Here is a 20,538-nt window from a genome sequence, read left to right as displayed (position 1 = left end):
GGCTGAAGACCGAGCGCATCGATCTCGTGCAGTTCCACTGGTGGGATTATGCGCAGCCTCGCTATGTCGAGGCCATGGCCTGGCTCGACGAGCTGCGCCGCGAGGGCAAGGTGCGCAACCTCGGCACCACCAATTTCGACACGCCGCGGCTCGCCGAGATCCTCGCGGCAGGCATTCCGCTGGTCAGTCAGCAACTACAATATTCGGTGCTCGACCAGCGGCCGGCGGACAGGCTTGCGGCCCTTGCCGCCAGGAACGGCGTCGGCTTCCTCTGCTACGGTTCCGTAGCTGGCGGCTTCCTCAGCGATCGATGGCTTGGCGCTGCCGAACCGGCGACGCCGCTCGAAAACCGATCGCTGGTCAAATACAAGCTTATCATCGACGACTTTGGCGGTTGGGACCTGTTCCAGCAATTGCTGCGGGCATTGAAGACGGCCGGCGATCGCCACGGCGTCGACATCGCCACGATCGCCAGCGCCTGGGTGCTGGAACAGCCGCAGGTCGCGGCCGTCATCGTCGGCGCCCGCAACCAGGCGCATGCGCTTGCCAATGCGGCAATCATGGACGTGCAACTGAGCCCCGACGACAAGGCGACGATCGGCGCCGTGATCGCGCAAAGCCCCGGCCTCGAAGGTGACGTCTACACGCTGGAGCGCGACCGCCATGGCCGCCACGGCTCGATCATGCACTACAATTTGAACGCGGGTCGGATGTGAGCGCCATGAGCCAGCAGGCCTCGCTGTTTTCCCGCGCCAGCACCGAGATCGTCGATCTGCATCGCTTCTTCGTCGACTGGTTCGTCGCCGCGCGTGCCGACACCGTCGACTTCGGTCGCTTCGAAGCCGTCATGGGCGAAGGCTTGACCATGATCGCGCCGAGCGGCGCGATCCTCGGTCGCGATGTGGTCGTCGACCATGTCAGACAAAGCCGCGCCACCTTCGATGACGGCTTTGCCATCTCGATCGAGGACATCCGGCCCGGCTGGCAAACCGACGACACGATCGTCGTCCTCTATGTCGAGGCGCAGCTGCGCGGCGGCAAGCGCAGCCGCCGCCAGTCGAGCGCCGTCTTCACCACCAGTTCATCGGCGCCAAACGGCGTCGAATGGCGACATCTGCATGAGACCTGGTTGCAGGTGCCGGAACGCTGAACAGGCTCAAGACATCAGACCACAATCGAGTAACTCAAGGGGAACAACAATGAGAAACACGATACTGAAATTCACCGCCGCGCTCGCTCTCGTCACGTTGGCAGGTGCGGCTCAAGCCGCCGATTGCAAGATCACCGTCGGCCTCGTCATGGAGTTGACAGGCCCCGCCGGCGAATACGGCCAGGCCGGCGCCAAGTCGGTCGAGATGGCCTTCCGCGACATCAATGCCGCGGGTGGGGTACGCGGCTGCGACCTTGCGACCGACACGCGCGACAGCCAGAGCCAAGGCAATGTCGCGGTCGATGCCGCGACCCAGCTCGTCCAGGTCAAGAAGGTGCCTGTGATCATCGGCGGCATTATCTCCTCGGTGTCGATCCCGATCCTCACCTCGGTCACCGCGCCAGCCAAGATCGTCCAGGTCTCACCCGCTTCCTCGTCGCCGACGCTGACCGCGCTCGGCCGCGACGGCAAGACCAACGGCATCTTCTTCCGCACCATCACCTCGGATGCGCTGCAGGGCGTGGCCGCCGCCAAATACGCCATCGACAAGGGCTTCAAGAAGCTCTCGGTCATCCATGTCAACAACGACTTCGGCGTCAACATGGTGGCCGAGTTCTCGCGCGCCTATAAGGCGCTCGGCGGCACTATCGTCTCTGACACGCCCTACAACGAGAAGCAGTCGAGCTATGCGTCGGAAGTCACGGCGGCGATGGCCGGCGAACCGGACGGGCTCTATCTCGTCAGCACGCCGGTCGACGGCGCCACCGTCGCCCGCACCTGGATCTCGCAGGGCGGGGTGCAGAAGTTCCTGCTCAACGACGGCATGAACAGTCCCGATTTCATCGATTCCGTCGGCGCCGACTATCTCAAGGACGCCTACGGCACCTCCTCCGGCACCAGCCCGACCGCGTCGACCGATTATTTCAACAAGAACTACAAGGAATTCTCAGGCATCGAGCCATCGAACCCGGCCGCCGATCGTTCCTACGACGCCGGCGCCATTGTCGGGCTTGCCATCGCCATCGCCGGCTCCGACGACCCGGCCAAGATCAAGGACGCCATGTACAAGGCGGTCGATCCGGCCGGCACGCCGATCTATGCCGGCAAGGACGAATTCGCCAAAGCGCTCGGCCTGATCAAGGACGGCAAGCCGATCCGCTACGAAGGCGTCATCGGTCCGGTTTCTTTCGACAAATATGGCGACATTACCGGTCCGTTCCGCTTGTGGAAGATCGTCGACGGCAATGTGACGACCGACGGCGAGATGACGACGGATGATGTCAATGCGCTGCAGGCGAAGTTGCAGTAAAGGTCATTCGCTTGGCGCCGAGCGCAATTGAGATCGGCGCCAAGCGAGATAGCTTTGTAAGGATACAGATGCGTCGAGCGTTCAGCGGGGGACGACGCTGTGCGGCCGTGGTGCATGTGCCGGTGAGGGCTGCACATTGACCAGGCCCGCCGGGGCGTGTCGTGCGTCACCGGACTTTGCTGGTTCAGGCGCGGCGGCGGCAGCGCACAATGCGCCCTGGCCAAGGCTCGATTCAGGCGGCGACCGCCAGCGGCAAACATTCACATGGGATAAGGCGGCGACGGTTCCTCCGCCAAAAGCGCGGTGTTGAGCCGGCGTCTCATCGCACCGCAAGCAAGGAGACGCGAAGGGCGAGCAGGCGGTCACATTACTCATGCGTCAGTTCAACTCGATACGTTCTCCCGTTGCCGCCGAGCGTTTTACCGCATCGACCACCCTCAAGGTTTTGAGCCCCTCACGCCCGCTGACAAGCGGCGGTTCGTCTCCGCGGATCACCTTGCAGAATTGTCTGATCTGCAGAACAAGTGGGTCCTCGTCGTCGACCTCGATACGCGTTTGGTCAAAGGGTTCCCACCAACTCCGTTTACCAGGATTGCGCCAGACCTCGAGCGACGGAACAGCCAGCGATCCGTGCGTCCCTCCGATCATGTAACAGGATTGCTCGGTCTTGGGGTAAGCCGGATTCTCTCCGGTTGTCATCTCCCAGCTCCACGGTGCGACCACCGCGTCCGAGACTGTCGCAGTTCCCAACACTCCGTTCTTGAACTCAATCAGGATCACAGCCGTTTCCTCAACTGCGTTGCCGCGCACCGCGTTGGACTCGCGTGCCTGAACCGCAGCCACATCGCCGAAAAGGTAGCGCAGATTGTCGACATCGTGGATGAGATTGAGGAAAACCGGCCCCGCGCCGCGCTCACGACGCCACGAGATGTCGAAGTAGTCGTCGGGTTTGAATAGCCAGAACATCGCATTGACAACAAGAACGCGACCAAGCTTTCCGCTTTCGATGATTTCCTTTGCCTTCTGCATCATCGGATTGTGTCGGCGGTGATGACCGGTCAAAAGAGGAACACCTTTTGCCTCAGCCGCTGCGATCAGCTTTTCCCCGGATGCAATGTCATCGGCGATTGGCTTCTCGATGAGTGCAGGAATGCCGGCTTCAACGGCTTCCAACCCGTTCTGGACGTGAGCCGGGTTTGGCGTAGCCACGATGATCCCATCAGGTCGGTCTGCGGCAATCATGTCCGCGAAGCCTGGAAACCACTTCACGCCGGCTTCCTTGGCAATGGTCTCGCCAACCGGCGTGGGATCGACCACGGCGCTGAGTTGCGCCGAGGGCTCGGCCAGGACGTGCTGAATATGGCGCTTGCCGATGAGGCCTGCCCCAACGACGGCCAGCTTGACCCGTTGGGTCATGGTCACCTCAGCACTTGCCCGCCGCCTTGATCATTGTCGCCGCACGTCGGATGGCAAGCTGGTATCCTTCCGTACCAAGGCCGCAGATCACGCCGTCCGCGCGGTGCGAAACGAACGAATGGTGTCGGAAGCTTTCGCGCTTGTGCACATTGGAGATGTGGATCTCGATCACAGGCCCCTCGAATGTGTTCAGAGCGTCGAGGATCGCGATCGAGGTATGGGTGAAGGCTGCCGGGTTGATGACGATGCCCGCACCGTCCTCGCGCGCCTCATGAATCCAATCGATGATCTCGTATTCCCGGTTGCTCTGATGAAAGAGGATTTCATGGCCGAGGTCGGCTGCCAGCTTGCGGCAGTCCGCCGCTACGTCTGCGAGCGTTTCATGCCCGTAGATATGTGGCTGGCGTTTGCCAAGCAGGTTGAGGTTTGGTCCGTTGAGAACGTAGATCAGGCTCATGGCATAGTGTCCTTCTTGAGCAACGCTGTCCTGGTCAGACGAACGCGATTGCTTGAACGGCAAAATCAGGGTCCGACTCGTAGAGATCCGCGCGCAGGCCGAGCTTTCCAGCTTCGAGAGCAGGCGCGGCGATCGTCCGCGCGGCCTCGAGAACGGCAGTGAGAAGCTTCTGCTTGGTCTTTGCAGTACGACCCGGTGCCATCCGCACGATGATTTGGATGAAATGATGATCGACATGCTCATCGCCAACGCAGGAGTATGTCGCCTCCCGCGCAAGCGTGCGCACGGCGGAAGGTTTCACAAGGCCGCCATCGCGAACGCAGCGATGCACGGTCAGCGTCAGTCGATCCATGGCTACATGCTCGCCTGCGCCCCGGCTATAGTCGATGATGATATGCGGCATTTGGCATTTCCCCATCAAGCCCACAGGCGGCATAGGTCCGTAAAGTGAAGGGACATGCGGTCTGCGTCCGGTGCTATCCCGGTGAACAATTCGAAAGCCGCTGCTGCCTGGTAGACGGTCATGCCGCCGCCCCGAAGGGTCCGGCAGCCTTTTCCTTCGGCGAGAGCAAGGAGCTCTGTGACGAGTGGCATATAGACGATGTCGGCCACCCAATGCCGTGGCAGAAGCCATTCCGCATCTATGGGCAAACCAGGATGGCTCTTCATACCCGTCGGCGTCGCGTGGATAAGGCCGTCCGCGGAGCGCAGGGCGCTGCCGACATCCGTCGTGGCACGCGCGCAATCCCTTGAGAACCGATCGTTCAACTGCTGGGCCAAGGTTTCCGCCCGTTTTGAATCCTGGTCAAAGATCGACAATGTCTCAATACCGAGCTTGATTGCTGCATGGGCCACGGCGACACCGGCGCCGCCGGCGCCAAGCAGCACGGCATGCGACTTGGCGACGTCCGGAAGTCCGCGCTGGAAATTCTCGTAGAAACCGTACCAATCCGTGTTGTGGCCGATCCTCTCGCCGTTGCGAAAGACCACGGTGTTGACCGCACCGAGCATCTCTGCATCCTCGGAAAGGCGACTGAGGTGGGCGATCACCGTCTGCTTGCACGGATGTGTAATGTTGCTGCCGGCAAAACCGCGCTGCTCTGCCTCGTCCAGGAGGTCCGGCAGCGCGGAGGCGGGAAGGCCTCGCTCGGAGAAGTCGAGAAGCTCGTAACGGTAATCGAGGCCCTGGCGTCGCCCCTCCGTTTCGTGGAGGGCCGGGGACTTTGACATTTGAATGTCGGCACCGATCAGCCCCACGAGGAATTTCTTGTTGTGCATTGGCATCGCTTTCGAAAGTCAGTGATGGGCCAGGATTTCACCGAGGAAGGTTTTCGTGCGCTGGTGCTCGGGAGACTTGAAGAAGACCTCCGGTTCGGCCTCTTCGACAATTTCTCCGGAGTCCATGAAGATGACGCGGTCAGCGACCTGACGGGCAAACCCCATCTCGTGCGTGACACAGATCATCGTCATGCCGTCACGGGCGAGCCCGATCATGGTGTCGAGCACCTCTTTCACCATTTCGGGATCGAGGGCAGAGGTCGGTTCGTCGAAGAGCATGACCTTCGGCTCCATGCAGAGCGCGCGGGCGATGGCGACGCGTTGTTGTTGTCCGCCCGATAGCTGCGCGGGATATTTGTCCGCCTGGTCAAGGATACGAACGCGCTCGAGATATTTTCGAGCCAGTCGCTCTGCGTCAGCGTGGCTCACGCCACGAACACGCATTGGGGCGAGGGTACAGTTCTGAAGTACGGTTATGTGGGGGAAGAGATTGAAGCTCTGGAAGACCATTCCCACTTCGCGACGTACAGCGTCGATGGATTTGGTGCTTCCGTCCAGTACGTGACCCTCGACGACGATCTTGCCTTCCTCGATCGTCTCGAGGGCATTGATGCAGCGGATTAACGTTGATTTCCCGGAGCCTGACGGCCCGCAGAGGACGATCTTTTCGCCTTTGCGGACCGACAAACTGATGGATTTCAAGGCATGGAAAGTGCCGTACCACTTCTGCACATCCTCGAGGGAAATCAGCTTCGATTGATGTTTTGCGGAATTGAGCACGGAACCCTCCATTTGGGCTTTTACTGCACGGTGAACGGGATGTTCGGAATGGATTCCGGGAACTGCGGCAGATCGATCGCCATCCATTTCTTCGTGATGGCGGCGAGCTCACCATTGGCCTTGATTTTGTCGATGAAGGCGTTGACGGCTTCGTTCCAGTCCTTCTCGCCGAGACGGGTACCGACGCCGTTGTAGGTCGTCAAAAAGTTAATCTTGCGCTCGTACGTGCCGGCACTCGCCGCATCCAGACGTTGACCATAGAACTGGTTGCCCCCAACCGCCTTTACCTGTCCGGAGACCAAAGCCTGGATGGTTGCGGCGTCGTCATCAAAGCGGCGAACCGTTGCGGTGGATCCGACGGCGTTCGTTACTGCCTTGTCCTGCGAACTGGATTTCGGAACGCCGATCTCCCATCCGGCAACGTCTTCAGGCTTCGTAACGGTGTCGGATTTGGCAGCATACAGCGAAATCGTGTTGGCGGCGTAAGGCTTGCTGTACTGAATTGCTTTCGCGCGTTCTTCCGTCATCGCCATCGTTGCGAACAGGATGTCGACTTTGCCGGTGGTAAGCGCCGGAATTCGGTTGGCAACGGCGAGTGGCTGGAATTGAACCTTCACGCCCAATTCCTTGGCAAAAAGGTTGGCGATGTCAGCGTCGAAGCCGTCCTGCACGCCGCTTGTGTTGACGAACCCCCATGGCGCATTGTCACCCTGGATGCCGACCACGAGCGTGCCTTTTGCCTTGATTTCCTCTACAGTTGCCGCAGAGGCTGCGGCAGTGCCAATGGTTGCGAAGGCAATAGTTGCCAGTGCAAGTCCAAGAAAAATCCTACGACTGTTATGCATGCTATTCTCCTCCTTACGAGTTTTGCTTCCAGCGAAGCGGTTAGCGGGCAGCTTTCGCCATCCGTTTTTCAAGGCGACTTCCCGCATGGGAGAGCGGCCAGCAAATGATGAAGTAGATTGCGCCGACGATCCCGAAGACGAGCAGCGGACGATAGGTCTGGTTTGAAATGATCTGACCGGCGCGGGTCAGTTCAATGAAGCCAACGATTGCTGCCAGCGACGTGCCCTTGGTGAGCTGGACAAGGAAGCCGATCGTGGCCGGCATCGATATTTTCAGGGCCTGCGGCAGAATGACGTCTTTCATCCGCGAGACATAATGCAAACCGAGGGCGTTGGCGGCTTCCGTCTGGCCCTTCGGCACAGCCTGGATGGAGCCGCGCCAGATCTCGCCCAGGAAGGCGCTGGCATGGAGCGTGAAGGCGACTGCGACCGCGATCCACGCGTTAACGTCGATGCCCAACAGCGCAACGCCGTAATAGACAACGAAGAGCTGCATCAGAAGGGGCGTGCCCTGGAAGACGCCGATATACCCTGCGGTGATCGTCCGGGCGACCTTGTTCTTCGAGGTGCGCAAGAGCGCGATCAGGATTCCGAATATCCCCCCACCGATGAAGCCCACGATCGCAAGCAGCACGGTCCATTTCAAACCCTGCATCAAAAAGAGAAATTGATCTTCTCCGATGGGACCCATGGCTGCTTCCTATCGCGTCGGGTAGTTGAAGTAGTGGCGAGAAATGAGCGCAAAGAGGCCCATCATCAGGCTTGAGATGGCCAGGTAGATAGCGGTCACCGTGAAATAGACTTCGAAGCTGCGGAAAGTGTCAGACTCAATGCGCTGAGCGGCCGAGGTCAGCTCGTAGGCGGCGATCGAGGTGCAGACAGACGTTGTCAGTGTCAGCATAATGAACTGGCTTGTGAGCGAGGGATAAATCGCCCGCAGCGCCGGCTTGAGCACGATGAGCCGGAAGACATCCGCCTTGTGAAGACCAAGTGCGAAACCTGCCTCGATCTGGCCGCGCGAAACGCTCTCGATCCCGCCGCGGATGATCTCGATTGCGTAGGCCCCACCATTGATGCCGAGGGCAATGATCGCCGTGACGGTCGGATTGAGGCGGATGCCCATGAGAGGAAGGGCAAAATATATGAAGAAGATCTGCACCAGGAATGGCGTATTGCGCACAACCTCGACGAACATGATCACGGCAGCCCGCGTGATCCCGCTCTTGGAACTCCTTGCAACGACGCCCAGGAGCCCGATGACGAGTGCGAGGAGCATCCCAGCTAACGCAAGGCCAACCGTTCCAAGCGAACCCCATAGCAATTCCGGGGCGCGGTCGAGGACCGCACCGAAATCAAACGTATACATGTAAGACTTCCTCCTCCTGACCGGCCTAGGCCGCGTCGGCGCCAGATCAGTGATCTGGTTTCAAAATTCCCAGTGCGCCGGCATGCAGATGTTTTAAATGTGCTTTCGGGTCCACCGGCCCGACGAGTGGCACTTCGACCGAGATAGCAGCGCCGTGTTCAGTTGCCGCACAGAGGTCCTTCAATGGCAGTTCGCCTTCTCCAGGAGCGAGCCTGCCGCTTCTCGCCTCGGCGATCATTGCGTCCGATGTTTTGGGCGCAGGCCCGCGGACGTCGCAAAGCTGGATGTGCTTTACCTTCCCTGAATTTGCGCGAAGCTCGTCGATCGAGGCGCCGTTTCGGAAGAAGTGAATCCCGTCAACAAGGGCACCGGCGTTCTCTGCTCCACAGGCATTCAAGATCGCTAGGCTGTCGCGAAAGGTCCTTACCGTCCGCCAGCCCATGTTTTCGATGTCGACTGACATGGCATATCGCGCCGCGAGGGCGCAAAACTCAGACAGGTTTGTGGCAAGACGGCCGCCGTCTCGATCATCGCCGCAAACACTCAGCCGGCGCGCCCCTATGTTCGCAGCGGCTGCCACGGTCGCCTCGTGGGAGGCCGCAAGGAAGCTCTCGTCGATCACGAAGAACTCGATATCGAACACCTTGATGCCTTCGCCATCGGCAACTGTCTTGAACTCCTGGGCACTGTGGCTGCCCACCGGCAACTCGTAAAAGGGGGCTCCGGGAAAGGCGGGGTGCAGGCGAAGCCCTATCGAGGCAAAACCCGCCCGAGCAGCTATCAACGCGAATTCCTTGGGCGGCAGCGCGATCGATGAAAAATGCGCTACGCCCAGTTCAAGGCCCGGCCCTGGCGTCGCGACGGTCATCACAAGGTGCCCTTTGTCGCAAGGTGGTTGCGCAGATTGGTTCCCGTGCGGTGGATATGCTGACGCAACATATCGCACGCATAGTCCAGATCCCTGGCGACGGCTCCCTGAGCGATCTCACTGTGCTCCTGGCTGACGTTGCGGTCACCCGACGTGCGGGTCAGAAACACCCGGCGATAACGGTCGTTGAGATTAAGCAGCAGGCTGCAGAAATGGAGCAGGATTGGCTTCCCGCAGCCGGAAATAAGTGTCAGATGGAATTCGCGGTGGAACTCTTCCCAGCGCTCGAGTGTCTCGGGGCGGGCCGCGTCACGCTCAGTGCGGTTAAGGCGATGCAGCGCGCGCATGACGTTGCCTTCCCACTCCACATCGCCGATCCGCATGGACTCGCGAAGGGCAAAGACTTCGAGCTCTTCGCGCAGGACGGTGATCTCTTCCAGATTTGCCAGGGAGATTGATGAAACGCGGTAGCCGCGATTGTCCTCGAACTCCACTAGACCGTCCGATATCAGCCGCGCCAACCCTTCACGCAGCGGACTGAGGCTTACGTTGAACGTCTTGCGCGCCTTGTCGAGATTGATCTTGCTGCCGGCCTGAAGCTCGCCGGAGATGATCGCCTCACGAAGACGGGATGCAAGCTGGCTCCCAATCGTGTTTTTGCCGTCGTCGAGGAATCCAGAAGACGATGGAGCATCTTCTGCCGGCGGAGCAGATGCGCCGTCATCATGCGGTACCATTGTCCCGGCTCCCAAGATTCATTCGTCGATGATCGGTATTATAAACGATTATTCTTGTCAACTTCGGACGCGATGAAATCTGCGAAAAAAGCCACGAGGTAACCTCGCTTCCTTCGATTAAATAGAGTTAAATCAACAATTTAGACGTGTTCGTCTCGATTATTTTGGCATCTTGGTGTCACGACAATGCGCCACGGTGGCCTTGACAGATAATCGATTATTTTGATAGTCGGGCAAATCGGGAGGTAGCCCCTTATGGTAATCAAAACCGAAAGCGATCTGACGCCAGCCGTCCTCGCTGTGATGAATCGCACTGAAGACCCCCGCCTGCGAGAAATCCTCGTGTCGATGGTCGCGCATCTTCATGCTTTCGTGCGCGAGGTTCGACTGACTGAGGTCGAGTTTCGGGAGGCGACAGCCATGCTGAACGAGATCGGGCAACTGCATACTGATCACCACAACGAGTTTGTGCTGATGGCCGGTTCTCTTGGCGTGTCTTCACTTGTCTGCCTGCTGAACAATGGCGACAGAGGACAGACCGAGACCTCCCAGTCGCTGTTGGGTCCATTCTGGCGCCTCAACTCTCCGCGAGTCGAAAATGGCGCGTCGATCATCCGATCCGAGACGCCGGGCACTCCCTTATTCGTGCATGCCAAGGTCGTTGACCGCGACGGTAAGCCAATTGCCGGCGCTGAAGTGGATGTCTGGCATGCATCTCCCGTCGGTCTTTATGAAAACCAGGACCCGGACCAGGCCGAGATGAACTTGCGCGGCAAATTCACGACCGACGAGCAAGGTCGGTTCTGGTTCAGGACCGTCAAGATGGTCGGGTATCCGATCCCGGTCGATGGCGTGGTCGGACGCCTGCTCAAAGCTCAGGGACGCCATCCGTACCGACCCGCGCACCTGCACGCACTGATCTTCAAGTATGGATACAAGACGCTGATTTCCCAGGTCTTCGACCCCAGCGACCCGAACATCGGCTCCGATGTTCAGTTCGGTGTCACGGCAGCGTTGACCGGCGACTTCGTTCGTCATGAGGAGCCCCATCCGACCGAAGCGGATATTCCTGGTCCGTGGTTCTCGCTCGACTACACCTATGCCATGGAGCCCGGCGAAGCCGTTTTGCCGCGTCCCCCGATCAAATAAATCACAATCAGCTGAGCAAACGATATGATCACCGAAGAAGAACGCCGGGCCGCGGCAGACGCGCTGCTCAAAGCTGAAATCGAGCGCAAGCCGATCATACAGCCCAGCGAGACCTACCCGAACCTCGAGCTCGAGGACGCCTACCGAATTCAGGCTTTGTGGGCGGAGGCGAGGGTAGCCAAGGGCGCACGGATCGTCGGGCATAAGATTGGCCTGACGTCACGCGCAATGCAGATGGCTTCGAAGATGACGGAGCCGGACTATGGCTGCATTCTTGACGATGCGCTTTACAACGACGGAGCGCAGATCAGGGCTGACTTGTTTATCAAGCCGCGCCTTGAGGTCGAGCTGGCCTTTGTTATGGGTGAGGATCTCGTCGGGCCCGGCACCAGGATCTATGACGTCATGCGTGCGACCGAATTCGTTGTCCCGGCGCTCGAGATTATCGACTATCGGACCGAAGTCCCTCGAGCGATCACGGATACAATTGCGGACAACGCGGCTTTCGGCGCCCTCGTCGTTGGCGGCCGTATAATTCGCCCGATGGACATCGATATCCGTTGGGTCGGAGCGACTCTTTCCAAGAACGGCATCATCGAGGAGTCGGGCGTGTCGGCGGCGATCATGGGACATCCGGCAGCCGGCATCGCGTGGCTGGTCAACAAACTTCATGCTGTGGGCGGTGGCCTGAAGAAGGGACAAATAGTCCTGGCCGGCTCCTTCACGCGTCCTGTCGATATCGCGAAAGGTGATGTCATCCAGGCCGACTATGGCCCTGTTGGCTCCATCGGTGTGTCGTTCGTGTGAGGTGCCAGTTGGATCATCCCGTCAATCGGTTCAAGCGGAAGCTCCTTGCTGGTCAAAGTCAGATCGGCCTGTGGTGTGGCCTGCCGGGAAACTACGCCGCGGAAATCGTCGCGCCTTCAGGTTTCGATTGGCTCCTGTTCGATACGGAACATTCCCCGGGTGACGTTCTGACCGTCCTGCCACAATTGCAAGCGGTCGCATCATACGACGTTTCCCCAGTCGTCCGCCCGGCCATCAACGACCCCGTTCTGATCAAGCGCTTCCTGGATATCGGCGTTCAGACACTGCTCATCCCCTACGTTCAGAACGCTGAAGAGGCGAAAGCCGCAGTCGCGGCCGTGCGATATCCTCCGGATGGAATTCGTGGTGTTTCTGCGCTGACACGCGCCACTCGTTTCGGCCGAGTTGCGCACTATGCGCAAAATGCGGAACGGGAAATTTGCCTGTTGCTGCAAGTTGAGACGCGGGAAGCGCTTGGCAACCTCGAGTCGATTGCTTCGGTAGAGGGAGTGGATGGCGTATTCGTAGGACCGGCAGACCTTGCAGCGAGTTTCGGACACAGGGGACAACCGAGCCACCCGGAGGTGGTCGATGCAATTGTCGGCGCGATTGAACGCCTGAAAGCGTTGGGCAAGCCTGCGGGCATTCTTACCCCGGATGAGAAGTTCGCGGCACGGTGCATCTCGCTGGGAACACTATTTACTGCCGTTGGTGTCGATGTCGCTGTTCTGGCGAGGGGATCGGAAGCACTCGCGGCACGATTTGCATCGCAAGGAGCGCCCCGCGATGCCGGAACGCGATGAACTCCTCACTGAAATCGCACCGACGGGAGTCATCAGAGCCGCGGTCAACATGTCGAATGCCGCACTTGTCCAACTCGATCCAGTGACAGGCGTTCTAACAGGACCGAGCGCGCGGATCGCGATCACACTTGCGGAAGAACTCGACTGCTGTTTGTCGCTGGTTCGATACGGATCGGCCGCTGACATTCTTGCGGCTGCCGAAGGCAACGAGTGGGACGTTGCATTCATTGCTCCCGATCCGTCACGTGCCGACATGTTATCCTTCTCGGCCCCCTATACCACCGTGACCGCCAGCTTTCTGGTGTCAGACAGCAGCCCGCTAGGCAGCGTGGGGGACGTCGACGTCGAAGGGGTGCGCATCGCCGCCGCCAAAACCGCTGCGTATACAAAGCAGCTTGAGCGACAGGTTAGAAATGCGATCCTCCTCCAAACCGAAAATCCCGCCTCCGCCCTGCACATGCTTATGTCCTCCCAGTGCGATGCTGCTGCGGGCTTGACTGAGTCCCTGTCACGTTTCTGCGAAGAGAATCCAGGTTTCCGCGTTGTTGAGGGGACATTCTCGAAAGTGCCTCAGGCGATCGCTGTCCATCGGAGGTGCGTTCACGCTTCAACATTCCTGTCGGACTTCATCCAGCAGCATTGCAGTGCGGGTAAGCCGAGCAATTGAAGAGAGAGCCGCAGGGCGCTGTCGAGCACGTTTCTCGTCAACGGCCCTTCGGTAGAGACACTCTCCCAGGCGCGGTTCACCGGGAAACGATCGCGCGAGGCCTTGAGGCCGACGACGCCGCAGCAGGCAGCAGGGATCCGAATTGGATCCCTGCTGCCTGCTGCGGGCTCGCTGATCTCGTTTAGATCGCCTCGCGCGGTACCGTGGGGACCCAACCTGGGATCTATGGAACCGCATCCGTCCCGACGATGCCCCCCTCATTCTCGAGAACGCTGATCCTTCTGACTTCGGAGCGGTTGAGTTTCAGGCGAACCCCGATGGAGCAGGCCAGCTCTTTTGGTTCGCGATGGATGGATCGCTCCAGCGGGGCGTGATAGATTGTGCTGACGGTACTTTTTGCGTTCGAGTCCAGTGTGCGACCGAACACCGTGAGAGCGAAAATCGGCCGATTGACACCGATAGTTGCGGAAATCTCAAAAGAATTTTTGCGACAATTTTCTCTTTAAAATCAATATCGCAACTTTTTGGCGGCCTTGGAAATTCAGGCCAATACGAAGAAAAAACCCAGCTAGATCAATGGCCTAGCTGGGATAAAAACAATTGAGTGGGAGTAGAGGGAAAACGGCGGCAATAGCATAGTTTCGGCGGCGATTTTCGCTGCCCTATGAATTGCCTTCGTGTCCGTATCTGCCTCCTACTCGACTGAGAATCTCCAGCTCCGATGTGGCAGACGCGATCTGCGGCCATATTCCGGATCAAGTAAAGTGCTTTCGAATGGTTCGAGCGCTGTGAAGTACAATGGCGTTTATAAGGCCGTGTCTGCTTAGCGCCGCATCTCGGCCGTATAGATCCGCTTTGCCGTTTCCTGAAAGCTGACGTCGCAGGCGACCACTCCAAGGTCGCGGTTGCGCCACAAGCCGACTTGGCTCGCCGCTCCATTGCAGCACAATTCCTGAGACGTGATATCTTTCTCATTCGAAGGCAGGTGATGAACCAAAATGCGGAAGATCGCAGCGATTCTGGTAGCGGATGTGGTTGGCTATAGCCGCCTCGCAGAAGCGGATGAGGATCGGACACTTGCGCGGCTGCGGGTTCTGCGGAACGACTTGCTCGATCCGACGATCGCCGCACACGATGGACGAGTGGTCAAGCGTACTGGAGACGGCGCTCTCGTGGAGTTCCGCAGCGTTGTCGAGGCCGTGCGTTGCGCTGCTGAGATGCAGGAAGGCATGGTCGAATGGAACACAGGACTGCCTCTCGATGAGCGCATTGAATTCCGCATCGGCATCCACGTCGGCGATGTCGTCGAGGAGAGTGACGGAGACCTGATGGGCGACGGAATAAACATCGCTGCCCGCCTGGAAGGCTTGGCGAAGCCGAACGGAATCTGCTTGTCGGGTTCGGCCTACGAGCAGGTACGTGAAAAGCTCAAGGAACAGTTTGTCGATCTGGGCGAGCAGACCTTGAAAAACATCGCCAGGCCAGTGCGCGCCTATCACATGCTGTCCGGTACCGCATCGACGGAACCGGAAGTCGCACGAGGGCGACTAGTCCAGCAGGACAAGCCTTCGATCGCCGTCCTCCCCTTCCAGAACATGAGTGGCGATGTCGAGCAGCAATACCTCTGCGACGGGCTTACAGAGGACCTGATCACAGAGCTTTCACGCTTCCGGCAGATGCAGGTTGCGTCGCGCAATTCGTCCTCCCGCTTCCGCGGAGACGACGTTGACATGATGCGAGCGGGACGCGAACTCAGCGTGCAGTACCTCGTCGAAGGCAGTGTCCGCCGTATGGGAACGCGCATCCGGATAACGGCCCAATTGATCGATGCCACGACGGGCAATCACGTCTGGGCAGAGCGTTATGACAGTGTGCAAGACGAGATATTCGATGTCCAGGATCGCATTGTTCGCACTATCGTCGGAACACTTGTAGGACGAATGACGGCCGCGCGCACCGAGGTGGTCCTGCGCAAGCCCCCAGCCAGCCTGGCGGCCTATGAATGTGTCCTGCGCGGTGATGCGTTGCCAATTGGGACGCCGGAGATTGAGGCAGAGGCACGGCATTACTTCGAAAGGGCCGTCGAACTCGACCCCAGCTACGCTCGTGCCTACGCATTGTTGTCGTCAGCTATCGAGCGAGAGTGGTTTCTCGACATGAGTGGTTCGAACCGCTTGCGCGACGAGGCGTTCGAGATGGCGCGGATAGCCGTCGCGCTCGATGAAAACGACCATCTTTGCCAACTAGTAATGGCTTGGGCACAGGTCGATCGCGGCGCCTACGAAGTGGGTGAACAGCATTTCGCCAAGGCCATTTCTCTAAATCCAAACCATCCGGTCAATCACACCGACTTGGCGATGTTCTATAACTATCGCGGCGAAACCGAGAGAGCCATTGAGGGGATGCTGGAGGCGAAGCGCCTCGACCCATTCTTCAACCCTTCTTGGTATTGGGGCGAACTCGCCGCCGTCTACTTCAACGCGCGCCGCTATGACGACGCCATTGTCAACATGCGCCGATCAAGTTCTTTGACGTTCTCGAAAGAGGTTTGGTTCGCCGCAAGCTACGCAATGGCTGGCAAGCCCGATCTTGCGAGAGATCGCGTTGCTGGTTTGCTGCGGCGGATCCCAGAATTCTCCACTGCCAGATACGTGGCCAAGGAGCCGCTGTTTCGCATCGAAGACCGCCAGCATCTAGCTGAAGGCATGCGCAAAGCGGGCTTGCCGGAATGACCGCATTGGGTCAATTTCGGACTTGGGCCACCTGGGCTGAAACGTCCGTTATTGTTCCTCGGACGCCAAAAAGCCGCCATTCTGCTGCCGGCCCCATTGTTGCCCTGCGCTCGGCAGCCTACGGAAAGAGCTCGAAGTGCTCGACTTGAGCAGACTCGATCAACTCGGCTTCATCGCCATGATAAATCGCGTTATTCCAGTCTGGCTCGATAGCGGCCTTCACCGACTCCAGGCCCTCCCAGACCATCACCATGCAGAACGTCCTGCCCGCACTCTCCGCAGGTGGCTTACCGGGGTAAAAGGCGATGAGGCCCGCCTGCTTCCTCAGCCAGGGAATAGAAAGCGACTCAACACGCTCCTGCCAGAGACGCTGCTTTCCAGCAAAGACCGTGCCGCGATAAATGCGGATAATCATGGCGATACCTCCTCACGGTGCCTTCGTGCGAACAGAATGCGCCCCTTCGATCATGCAGACTGTCGCTTGCCGTCTACGGCGACTTGCATCCGAGCAACCGGACCGGCTTCTCAAGTTTGGCGAGGTCCTCAGACTTGGCACAGCGTGGAAAGCCGGCGAGGCTCATCGTTTCGATCAGCCGGTTCCGCTGTACCTCGGTGAAGGGGAGGTTGGCGATTATTCCCTCTATGCTCAAGTCCGGATACTTCTGGAGGGTGAACGCGACAAGCGTCCGCGCCTCATCCGTCCGGCCCAGAGCCGCAAGCGCGGCAGCTCGAAACGTCCCCACCCAGCGATCGTAATTGTCAGGGCCGAGCCGGTCCGTCATGCGCAGGGCGTCCTCGTAACGACCGGCCCAGAAGTAGGCGACAGCGCGGGGACCATGACTTGACAATCTGGCGGGGCACATGATTTATTTGGATGGACAGATAAAAAATAACTAAAGGGGAATACCGATGCTAATCCCGCGATTGTGGGGCTTTTCGCTCGTCATCGCCGTTGCCATGACCTTCTCCGCGGCGGCGCAGGAAAGGGTGGTCAACATCTACAACTGGTCGGACTACATCGATCCGAAGGTTCTGGACCAGTTTACGGCCGAGACAGGCATCAAGGTCGTTTATGACGTCTATGACGACAACAAGATCCTGGAGACCAAGCTCCTGGCTGGAAGGACCGGCTACGATATCGTCGTTCCCTCGGCCTATTTCCTTCAGCGCCAGATCCTGGCTGGCGTCTATCAGCCGCTGGACAGGTCGAAGCTCGCGAATGAGAAAAACCTGTGGCCCGCGCTTATGAAGCGGATGGAGCTTTACGATCCGGGCAACCGATACGCCATCAACCTGATGTGGGGCACCACTGGCATCGGCGTGAACGTCGACAAGGTCAAGGCCGCACTCGGAAGCGTTCCCGACAGTTGGAGCCTGGTATTCGATCCCGCCAACATGGCCAAGCTTCAGGGCTGCGGCGTCACGATGCTCGACGCGCCCGACGATGTGCTGCCGGCGGCATTGAACTATCTCGGCCTCGATCCGAACTCGAAGAATGTCGATGATCTGCAGAAGGCCGCCGACGTCGTTGCCAAGGTCCGTCCCTATATCCGCAACTTCACCTCGTCGGCCTATATCGAGGGTCTGGCGACGGGAGACATCTGCGTCGCGATCGGCTGGTCCGGCGACGTCCTGCAGGCGCGCGACCGTGCGCTCGAAGCGGCCAAGGGCCTCGGCACCAAGCCGATCAACGTTGCCTACATACTACCCAAGGAAGGCGGGCAAATCTGGTTCGACAGCGTTGCCATCCCGGCAGATGCGCCTCACCCCGACGAGGCGCACCAGTTCCTGAACTTCATCATGCGCCCTGAGATCGCGGCCCAGATTAGCAACTACGTTCGTTATGCCAGCGGCAACCTTGCGGCCAAGGACAGGATCGATCCGGCCATGATCAACGATCCGACCGTCTATCCGGGGGATCAGGTCATGAACCGGCTCTACGTGATCACCATGTACGACAATGCAGTGACCCGCGCGATGACCCGCATGTGGACGCGCATTGCCACCCAACAATGAGCGGCATGTCGGTTGTCGAGCAACTCGATCTGCGGCCGCGGCGTGAGCTTTTCGATGAATTCATGCGAAACCCCGGCGGCCCGCACTGTCCCGAACTGGCGCGCCTGCTGAAGGTGATGCGGTCGCGAACGACAATGCCATGGGTGGCGGCCGTCGAGGGTCCGGCAGGCTACCGCCTGGTAGGATTGTCGGGCAGGGGACGACCGCTGGAGTTCCTCAGCGACGAGAGCTTCGCGTCGCTCCACGAGGCCGAAACGGCGGCCTTCGCTATCCGCTGGCGACAATTATTTGGACAAGTGCCGCCGGACGCGGGCTCATGCCAGGGGACTATGCATCAAGCATGAAACGGCTTCTGGGCTATGCCAGCCAATGGTCGGTCAGACCCGGCGATACCGTCGACTTTTTCCTGTCCAGCGAGCCGGAAGAGACCGTCTCGCTAGACATTGTGCGTGTCATCAACGGAGCGCCGGCAGCGCTTGACCTGCGACCGATTCCCGGCGCAACGCTGGGGTCGCGGCCGGTAGCCAATCAGCCGATCCGGACCGGATCCTACCTGACCTTGACCATGCAGGACGGATTCGCCCAACGTTGCGTGACCGTGGCTTTCAGCGTCAAGCCGACACGCGATGCGCTGGCCTGCATCTTGGATACGGGCACTTTGCGTCTGTGGCGCGATGCGGGTGGCAGCTTGGCGCTCGAAAGCGCCGGGGGGCCAAATCGGGTGGCCTGCCAGCGAATGGGGCGCGGTAAGTGGCACTCCGTTCGCATCGTGCTGGATGCGATCGAGCAGTCGGCTGTCGTCACGGTGGAAACAGCGTCTGCCGGGCCGGCCAGCACGATCTCAATACCCGTGCCGCTTGGCTGGCAAGGCATCCAAAGCCTGTCGCTTGGCGCAAAGACAGACGGCAGTTCGGCACTCGACGGGGTCGTCTCGGGATTCCGGCTGTGGGGCGCCGATGAGTCGAGTCCGGATATTGCCCTCGACTTCCGCGATCGTCTCGACTGCGACCAACTCACCAACCGGGGTACCGCGAAGGTCGACGCAAGGTTGGTCAACGCACCGACGCGCGGCGTGCCCGGTCCCAACTGGGCGGGACAGGCGTTCTCGCCGGCGGAAGACCAGGCTCTCTATGACGCCGTTCATTTCCACAGCGACGACCTCGAGGATGCCCGATGGGAAGCCAGCGCGAGTTGGGTCATCCCGCCGGGTTTCGAGAGCGGCTCCTACGCGCTGCGCGCAAGAGGATCGACAGAGACGACCTACGTTCCGTTCTTCGTGAACCCTGCTCGCGCGGCGCCATGCAGGCCAGTCGCCTTGCTCGCCTCAACTTTCACCTATCATGCCTATGCCAATCACCGGATCGCGCTTGAAAGCCCGGAATACGAAATCTCGGAGCTGAGCGCCCTGCCGGTCCTCGACGAGGAACTGCAGACCCTGCAGCATATGCCGGAACTCGGGGCGTCACACTATGATCGGCATGTCGACGGTCATCCAATTTATGTGACGACGCGCCGGCGGCCGATCCTCAACATGGCGCCGGACACCAGCAACTGGTCCTATAATGCCGATACCAGCATCACGGCCTTCCTGCACGCTCGCGAAATCGACCACGATATCGTGACCGACGACCTGCTTCACGATGAGGGGGTGTCGGCGCTGGACGGGTGTCGTGTCCTCATCACCGGGACCCACCCGGAATACCTTTCCACGCGCGAATGGGGCGCCCTGGTCGCTTTCCTCGACCGTGGCGGCCGCCTCATCTATCTCGGCGGCAATGGGTTTTACTGGCGCGTGGCTATAGCGCAGGACCGTCCCTGGCTGATGGAGCTTCGCCGGGCGGAATCGGGCGCGCGCTACAACGAGGCCGAACCGGCCGAATATCATATGCAGTTCAGCGGCGAACGCGGCGGACTCTGGCGCCGGCTCGGCAGGCCGCCGCAAGGTCTGGTCGGGGTCGGCATGGTCGCCGACGGCTGGGACCGTGGAGCAGGCTACAGGCTTACCGACGCAGCGCGCGACCCGCGCGTGGCCTTCGCCTTTGAAGGCGTTCACGGCGACGTCCTCGGCGCCCCCTGCGACGCGCATCCAGGAGCGGCCGGGCAGGAGGTCGATGCCGCCGACCCGGAGTTGGGCACGCCCGATCATGCTCTCGTGGTC

The 20,538-nt window shown here is 59.8% G+C and carries 22 protein-coding genes; 10 read left to right on the top strand and 12 right to left on the bottom strand.

Annotation, left to right across the window (positions count from 1 at the left end):
* The 3 genes from EN742_RS03655 to EN742_RS03645 form a co-directional block, all read left to right on the top strand.
* Nucleotides 1-716, top strand: a 716-nt coding sequence (locus EN742_RS03655; RefSeq protein ID WP_148670020.1) for an aldo/keto reductase, incomplete at its 5' end; no start/stop codon positions are given.
* A 5-nt stretch (nucleotides 717-721) separates the two neighbouring features.
* Nucleotides 722-1,150 (top strand): hypothetical protein, encoded by a 429-nt coding sequence (locus EN742_RS03650; RefSeq protein ID WP_127404919.1) that lies wholly within the window; start codon nucleotides 722-724, stop codon nucleotides 1,148-1,150.
* Nucleotides 1,151-1,199: 49 nt separating this feature from the next.
* Entirely contained in the window at nucleotides 1,200-2,459 is a 1,260-nt protein-coding gene (locus tag EN742_RS03645; protein WP_127404918.1) for an ABC transporter substrate-binding protein, read from the top strand.
* A 378-nt stretch (nucleotides 2,460-2,837) separates the two neighbouring features.
* On the opposite strand, the gene EN742_RS03640 is transcribed toward EN742_RS03645, so the two are convergent.
* Genes EN742_RS03640 through EN742_RS03595 form a run of 10 tightly spaced genes read right to left on the bottom strand, consistent with a single transcriptional unit; the run spans nucleotide 2,838 to nucleotide 10,206 of the window.
* Entirely contained in the window at nucleotides 2,838-3,875 is a 1,038-nt protein-coding gene (locus tag EN742_RS03640) for a Gfo/Idh/MocA family oxidoreductase (protein WP_127404917.1), read from the bottom strand.
* A gap of 7 nt (nucleotides 3,876-3,882) precedes the next feature.
* Nucleotides 3,883-4,332, bottom strand: coding sequence for a type II 3-dehydroquinate dehydratase (gene aroQ / locus EN742_RS03635; protein WP_126056264.1), 450 nt, complete (start codon nucleotides 4,330-4,332; stop codon nucleotides 3,883-3,885).
* Nucleotides 4,333-4,366: 34 nt separating this feature from the next.
* Entirely contained in the window at nucleotides 4,367-4,735 is a 369-nt protein-coding gene (locus tag EN742_RS03630; protein WP_126056263.1) for a 5-carboxymethyl-2-hydroxymuconate Delta-isomerase, read from the bottom strand.
* A 14-nt stretch (nucleotides 4,736-4,749) separates the two neighbouring features.
* Nucleotides 4,750-5,610 (bottom strand): shikimate dehydrogenase, encoded by an 861-nt coding sequence (locus EN742_RS03625; protein WP_189375160.1) that lies wholly within the window; start codon nucleotides 5,608-5,610, stop codon nucleotides 4,750-4,752.
* A gap of 18 nt (nucleotides 5,611-5,628) precedes the next feature.
* Nucleotides 5,629-6,402: an amino acid ABC transporter ATP-binding protein gene (locus tag EN742_RS03620; protein WP_189362980.1), complete on the bottom strand. Its 774-nt coding sequence runs from the start codon at nucleotides 6,400-6,402 to the stop codon at nucleotides 5,629-5,631.
* Between the two features lie 8 nt (nucleotides 6,403-6,410).
* Nucleotides 6,411-7,235 carry a transporter substrate-binding domain-containing protein gene (locus tag EN742_RS03615; protein ID WP_126056260.1) on the bottom strand — a complete coding sequence of 275 codons (825 nt, stop codon included), beginning with the start codon at nucleotides 7,233-7,235 and terminating at the stop codon, nucleotides 6,411-6,413.
* 40 nt (nucleotides 7,236-7,275) lie between these two features.
* Nucleotides 7,276-7,926, bottom strand: a complete 651-nt coding sequence (locus EN742_RS03610) for an amino acid ABC transporter permease (RefSeq protein ID WP_127404916.1) — start codon at nucleotides 7,924-7,926, stop codon at nucleotides 7,276-7,278.
* Between the two features lie 9 nt (nucleotides 7,927-7,935).
* Nucleotides 7,936-8,601 carry an amino acid ABC transporter permease gene (locus EN742_RS03605; protein ID WP_126056259.1) on the bottom strand — a complete coding sequence of 222 codons (666 nt, stop codon included), beginning with the start codon at nucleotides 8,599-8,601 and terminating at the stop codon, nucleotides 7,936-7,938.
* Between the two features lie 46 nt (nucleotides 8,602-8,647).
* Nucleotides 8,648-9,469, bottom strand: a complete 822-nt coding sequence (locus EN742_RS03600) for a sugar phosphate isomerase/epimerase (RefSeq protein WP_126056258.1) — start codon at nucleotides 9,467-9,469, stop codon at nucleotides 8,648-8,650.
* The gene (locus tag EN742_RS03595; protein ID WP_126056257.1) at nucleotides 9,469-10,206 is read right to left on the bottom strand and encodes a GntR family transcriptional regulator; all 738 of its coding nucleotides are present in this window, start codon (nucleotides 10,204-10,206) and stop codon (nucleotides 9,469-9,471) included. Before EN742_RS03595 ends, EN742_RS03600 begins: the two co-directional genes overlap by 1 nt.
* Before the next feature lie 255 nt (nucleotides 10,207-10,461).
* Here EN742_RS03595 and EN742_RS03590 point away from each other — a divergent pair, with 255 nt between their 5' ends.
* From EN742_RS03590 to EN742_RS03565, 5 genes are all read left to right on the top strand, one after another.
* Nucleotides 10,462-11,355: an intradiol ring-cleavage dioxygenase gene (locus EN742_RS03590; RefSeq protein ID WP_126056256.1), complete on the top strand. Its 894-nt coding sequence runs from the start codon at nucleotides 10,462-10,464 to the stop codon at nucleotides 11,353-11,355.
* A gap of 24 nt (nucleotides 11,356-11,379) precedes the next feature.
* Nucleotides 11,380-12,162 carry a fumarylacetoacetate hydrolase family protein gene (locus tag EN742_RS03585; RefSeq protein ID WP_018237596.1) on the top strand — a complete coding sequence of 261 codons (783 nt, stop codon included), beginning with the start codon at nucleotides 11,380-11,382 and terminating at the stop codon, nucleotides 12,160-12,162.
* An 8-nt stretch (nucleotides 12,163-12,170) separates the two neighbouring features.
* A complete protein-coding gene (hpaI, locus tag EN742_RS03580) occupies nucleotides 12,171-12,965 on the top strand; it encodes a 4-hydroxy-2-oxoheptanedioate aldolase (RefSeq protein WP_126056255.1) in 795 nt (264 codons plus the stop codon).
* Complete coding sequence (locus tag EN742_RS03575; RefSeq protein ID WP_126056254.1) at nucleotides 12,949-13,632, top strand: transporter substrate-binding domain-containing protein; 684 nt, start codon at nucleotides 12,949-12,951, stop codon at nucleotides 13,630-13,632. Before hpaI ends, EN742_RS03575 begins: the two co-directional genes overlap by 17 nt.
* Before the next feature lie 998 nt (nucleotides 13,633-14,630).
* The gene (locus tag EN742_RS03565) at nucleotides 14,631-16,364 is read left to right on the top strand and encodes an adenylate/guanylate cyclase domain-containing protein (RefSeq protein ID WP_127404915.1); all 1,734 of its coding nucleotides are present in this window, start codon (nucleotides 14,631-14,633) and stop codon (nucleotides 16,362-16,364) included.
* Between the two features lie 118 nt (nucleotides 16,365-16,482).
* Here EN742_RS03565 and EN742_RS03560 read toward each other — a convergent pair whose 3' ends face one another.
* Together EN742_RS03560 and EN742_RS03555 are read right to left on the bottom strand one after the other, a co-directional pair.
* Nucleotides 16,483-16,779 (bottom strand): hypothetical protein, encoded by a 297-nt coding sequence (locus EN742_RS03560; RefSeq protein WP_127404914.1) that lies wholly within the window; start codon nucleotides 16,777-16,779, stop codon nucleotides 16,483-16,485.
* A gap of 73 nt (nucleotides 16,780-16,852) precedes the next feature.
* Nucleotides 16,853-17,146 carry a hypothetical protein gene (locus EN742_RS03555; protein ID WP_127404913.1) on the bottom strand — a complete coding sequence of 98 codons (294 nt, stop codon included), beginning with the start codon at nucleotides 17,144-17,146 and terminating at the stop codon, nucleotides 16,853-16,855.
* A gap of 127 nt (nucleotides 17,147-17,273) precedes the next feature.
* Between EN742_RS03555 and EN742_RS03550 the strand changes: the two genes are divergently transcribed.
* Together EN742_RS03550 and EN742_RS03545 are read left to right on the top strand one after the other, a co-directional pair.
* The gene (locus tag EN742_RS03550) at nucleotides 17,274-18,380 is read left to right on the top strand and encodes a polyamine ABC transporter substrate-binding protein (RefSeq protein ID WP_128332440.1); all 1,107 of its coding nucleotides are present in this window, start codon (nucleotides 17,274-17,276) and stop codon (nucleotides 18,378-18,380) included.
* Between the two features lie 340 nt (nucleotides 18,381-18,720).
* Nucleotides 18,721-20,538, top strand: a 1,818-nt coding sequence (locus tag EN742_RS03545; RefSeq protein ID WP_128332439.1) for a N,N-dimethylformamidase beta subunit family domain-containing protein, incomplete at its 3' end; no start/stop codon positions are given.

The sequence above is a fragment of the Mesorhizobium sp. M4A.F.Ca.ET.020.02.1.1 genome (genome assembly GCF_004022645.1).
GTDB lineage: Bacteria > Pseudomonadota > Alphaproteobacteria > Rhizobiales > Rhizobiaceae > Mesorhizobium.
This window is presented reverse-complemented; position numbering and strand designations above follow the sequence as displayed.

What these genes read in the sequence shown, in the direction of transcription:
- EN742_RS03590 (WP_126056256.1), top strand. Translation starts at nt 10,462, where the DNA reads ATGGTAATCAAAACCGAAAGCGATCTGACGCCAGCCGTCCTCGCTGTG.
- EN742_RS03605 (WP_126056259.1), bottom strand. Translation starts at nt 8,601, where the DNA reads ATGTATACGTTTGATTTCGGTGCGGTCCTCGACCGCGCCCCGGAATTG.
- EN742_RS03625 (WP_189375160.1), bottom strand. Translation starts at nt 5,610, where the DNA reads ATGCACAACAAGAAATTCCTCGTGGGGCTGATCGGTGCCGACATTCAA.
- EN742_RS03650 (WP_127404919.1), top strand. Translation starts at nt 722, where the DNA reads ATGAGCCAGCAGGCCTCGCTGTTTTCCCGCGCCAGCACCGAGATCGTC.
- EN742_RS03560 (WP_127404914.1), bottom strand. Translation starts at nt 16,779, where the DNA reads ATGATTATCCGCATTTATCGCGGCACGGTCTTTGCTGGAAAGCAGCGT.
- EN742_RS03640 (WP_127404917.1), bottom strand. Translation starts at nt 3,875, where the DNA reads ATGACCCAACGGGTCAAGCTGGCCGTCGTTGGGGCAGGCCTCATCGGC.
- EN742_RS03595 (WP_126056257.1), bottom strand. Translation starts at nt 10,206, where the DNA reads ATGGTACCGCATGATGACGGCGCATCTGCTCCGCCGGCAGAAGATGCT.
- EN742_RS03630 (WP_126056263.1), bottom strand. Translation starts at nt 4,735, where the DNA reads ATGCCGCATATCATCATCGACTATAGCCGGGGCGCAGGCGAGCATGTA.
- EN742_RS03575 (WP_126056254.1), top strand. Translation starts at nt 12,949, where the DNA reads ATGCCGGAACGCGATGAACTCCTCACTGAAATCGCACCGACGGGAGTC.
- EN742_RS03645 (WP_127404918.1), top strand. Translation starts at nt 1,200, where the DNA reads ATGAGAAACACGATACTGAAATTCACCGCCGCGCTCGCTCTCGTCACG.
- EN742_RS03615 (WP_126056260.1), bottom strand. Translation starts at nt 7,235, where the DNA reads ATGCATAACAGTCGTAGGATTTTTCTTGGACTTGCACTGGCAACTATT.
- EN742_RS03555 (WP_127404913.1), bottom strand. Translation starts at nt 17,146, where the DNA reads ATGACGGACCGGCTCGGCCCTGACAATTACGATCGCTGGGTGGGGACG.
- EN742_RS03600 (WP_126056258.1), bottom strand. Translation starts at nt 9,469, where the DNA reads ATGACCGTCGCGACGCCAGGGCCGGGCCTTGAACTGGGCGTAGCGCAT.
- EN742_RS03610 (WP_127404916.1), bottom strand. Translation starts at nt 7,926, where the DNA reads ATGGGTCCCATCGGAGAAGATCAATTTCTCTTTTTGATGCAGGGTTTG.
- aroQ (WP_126056264.1), bottom strand. Translation starts at nt 4,332, where the DNA reads ATGAGCCTGATCTACGTTCTCAACGGACCAAACCTCAACCTGCTTGGC.
- EN742_RS03620 (WP_189362980.1), bottom strand. Translation starts at nt 6,402, where the DNA reads ATGGAGGGTTCCGTGCTCAATTCCGCAAAACATCAATCGAAGCTGATT.
- EN742_RS03550 (WP_128332440.1), top strand. Translation starts at nt 17,274, where the DNA reads ATGCTAATCCCGCGATTGTGGGGCTTTTCGCTCGTCATCGCCGTTGCC.
- EN742_RS03565 (WP_127404915.1), top strand. Translation starts at nt 14,631, where the DNA reads ATGCGGAAGATCGCAGCGATTCTGGTAGCGGATGTGGTTGGCTATAGC.
- EN742_RS03585 (WP_018237596.1), top strand. Translation starts at nt 11,380, where the DNA reads ATGATCACCGAAGAAGAACGCCGGGCCGCGGCAGACGCGCTGCTCAAA.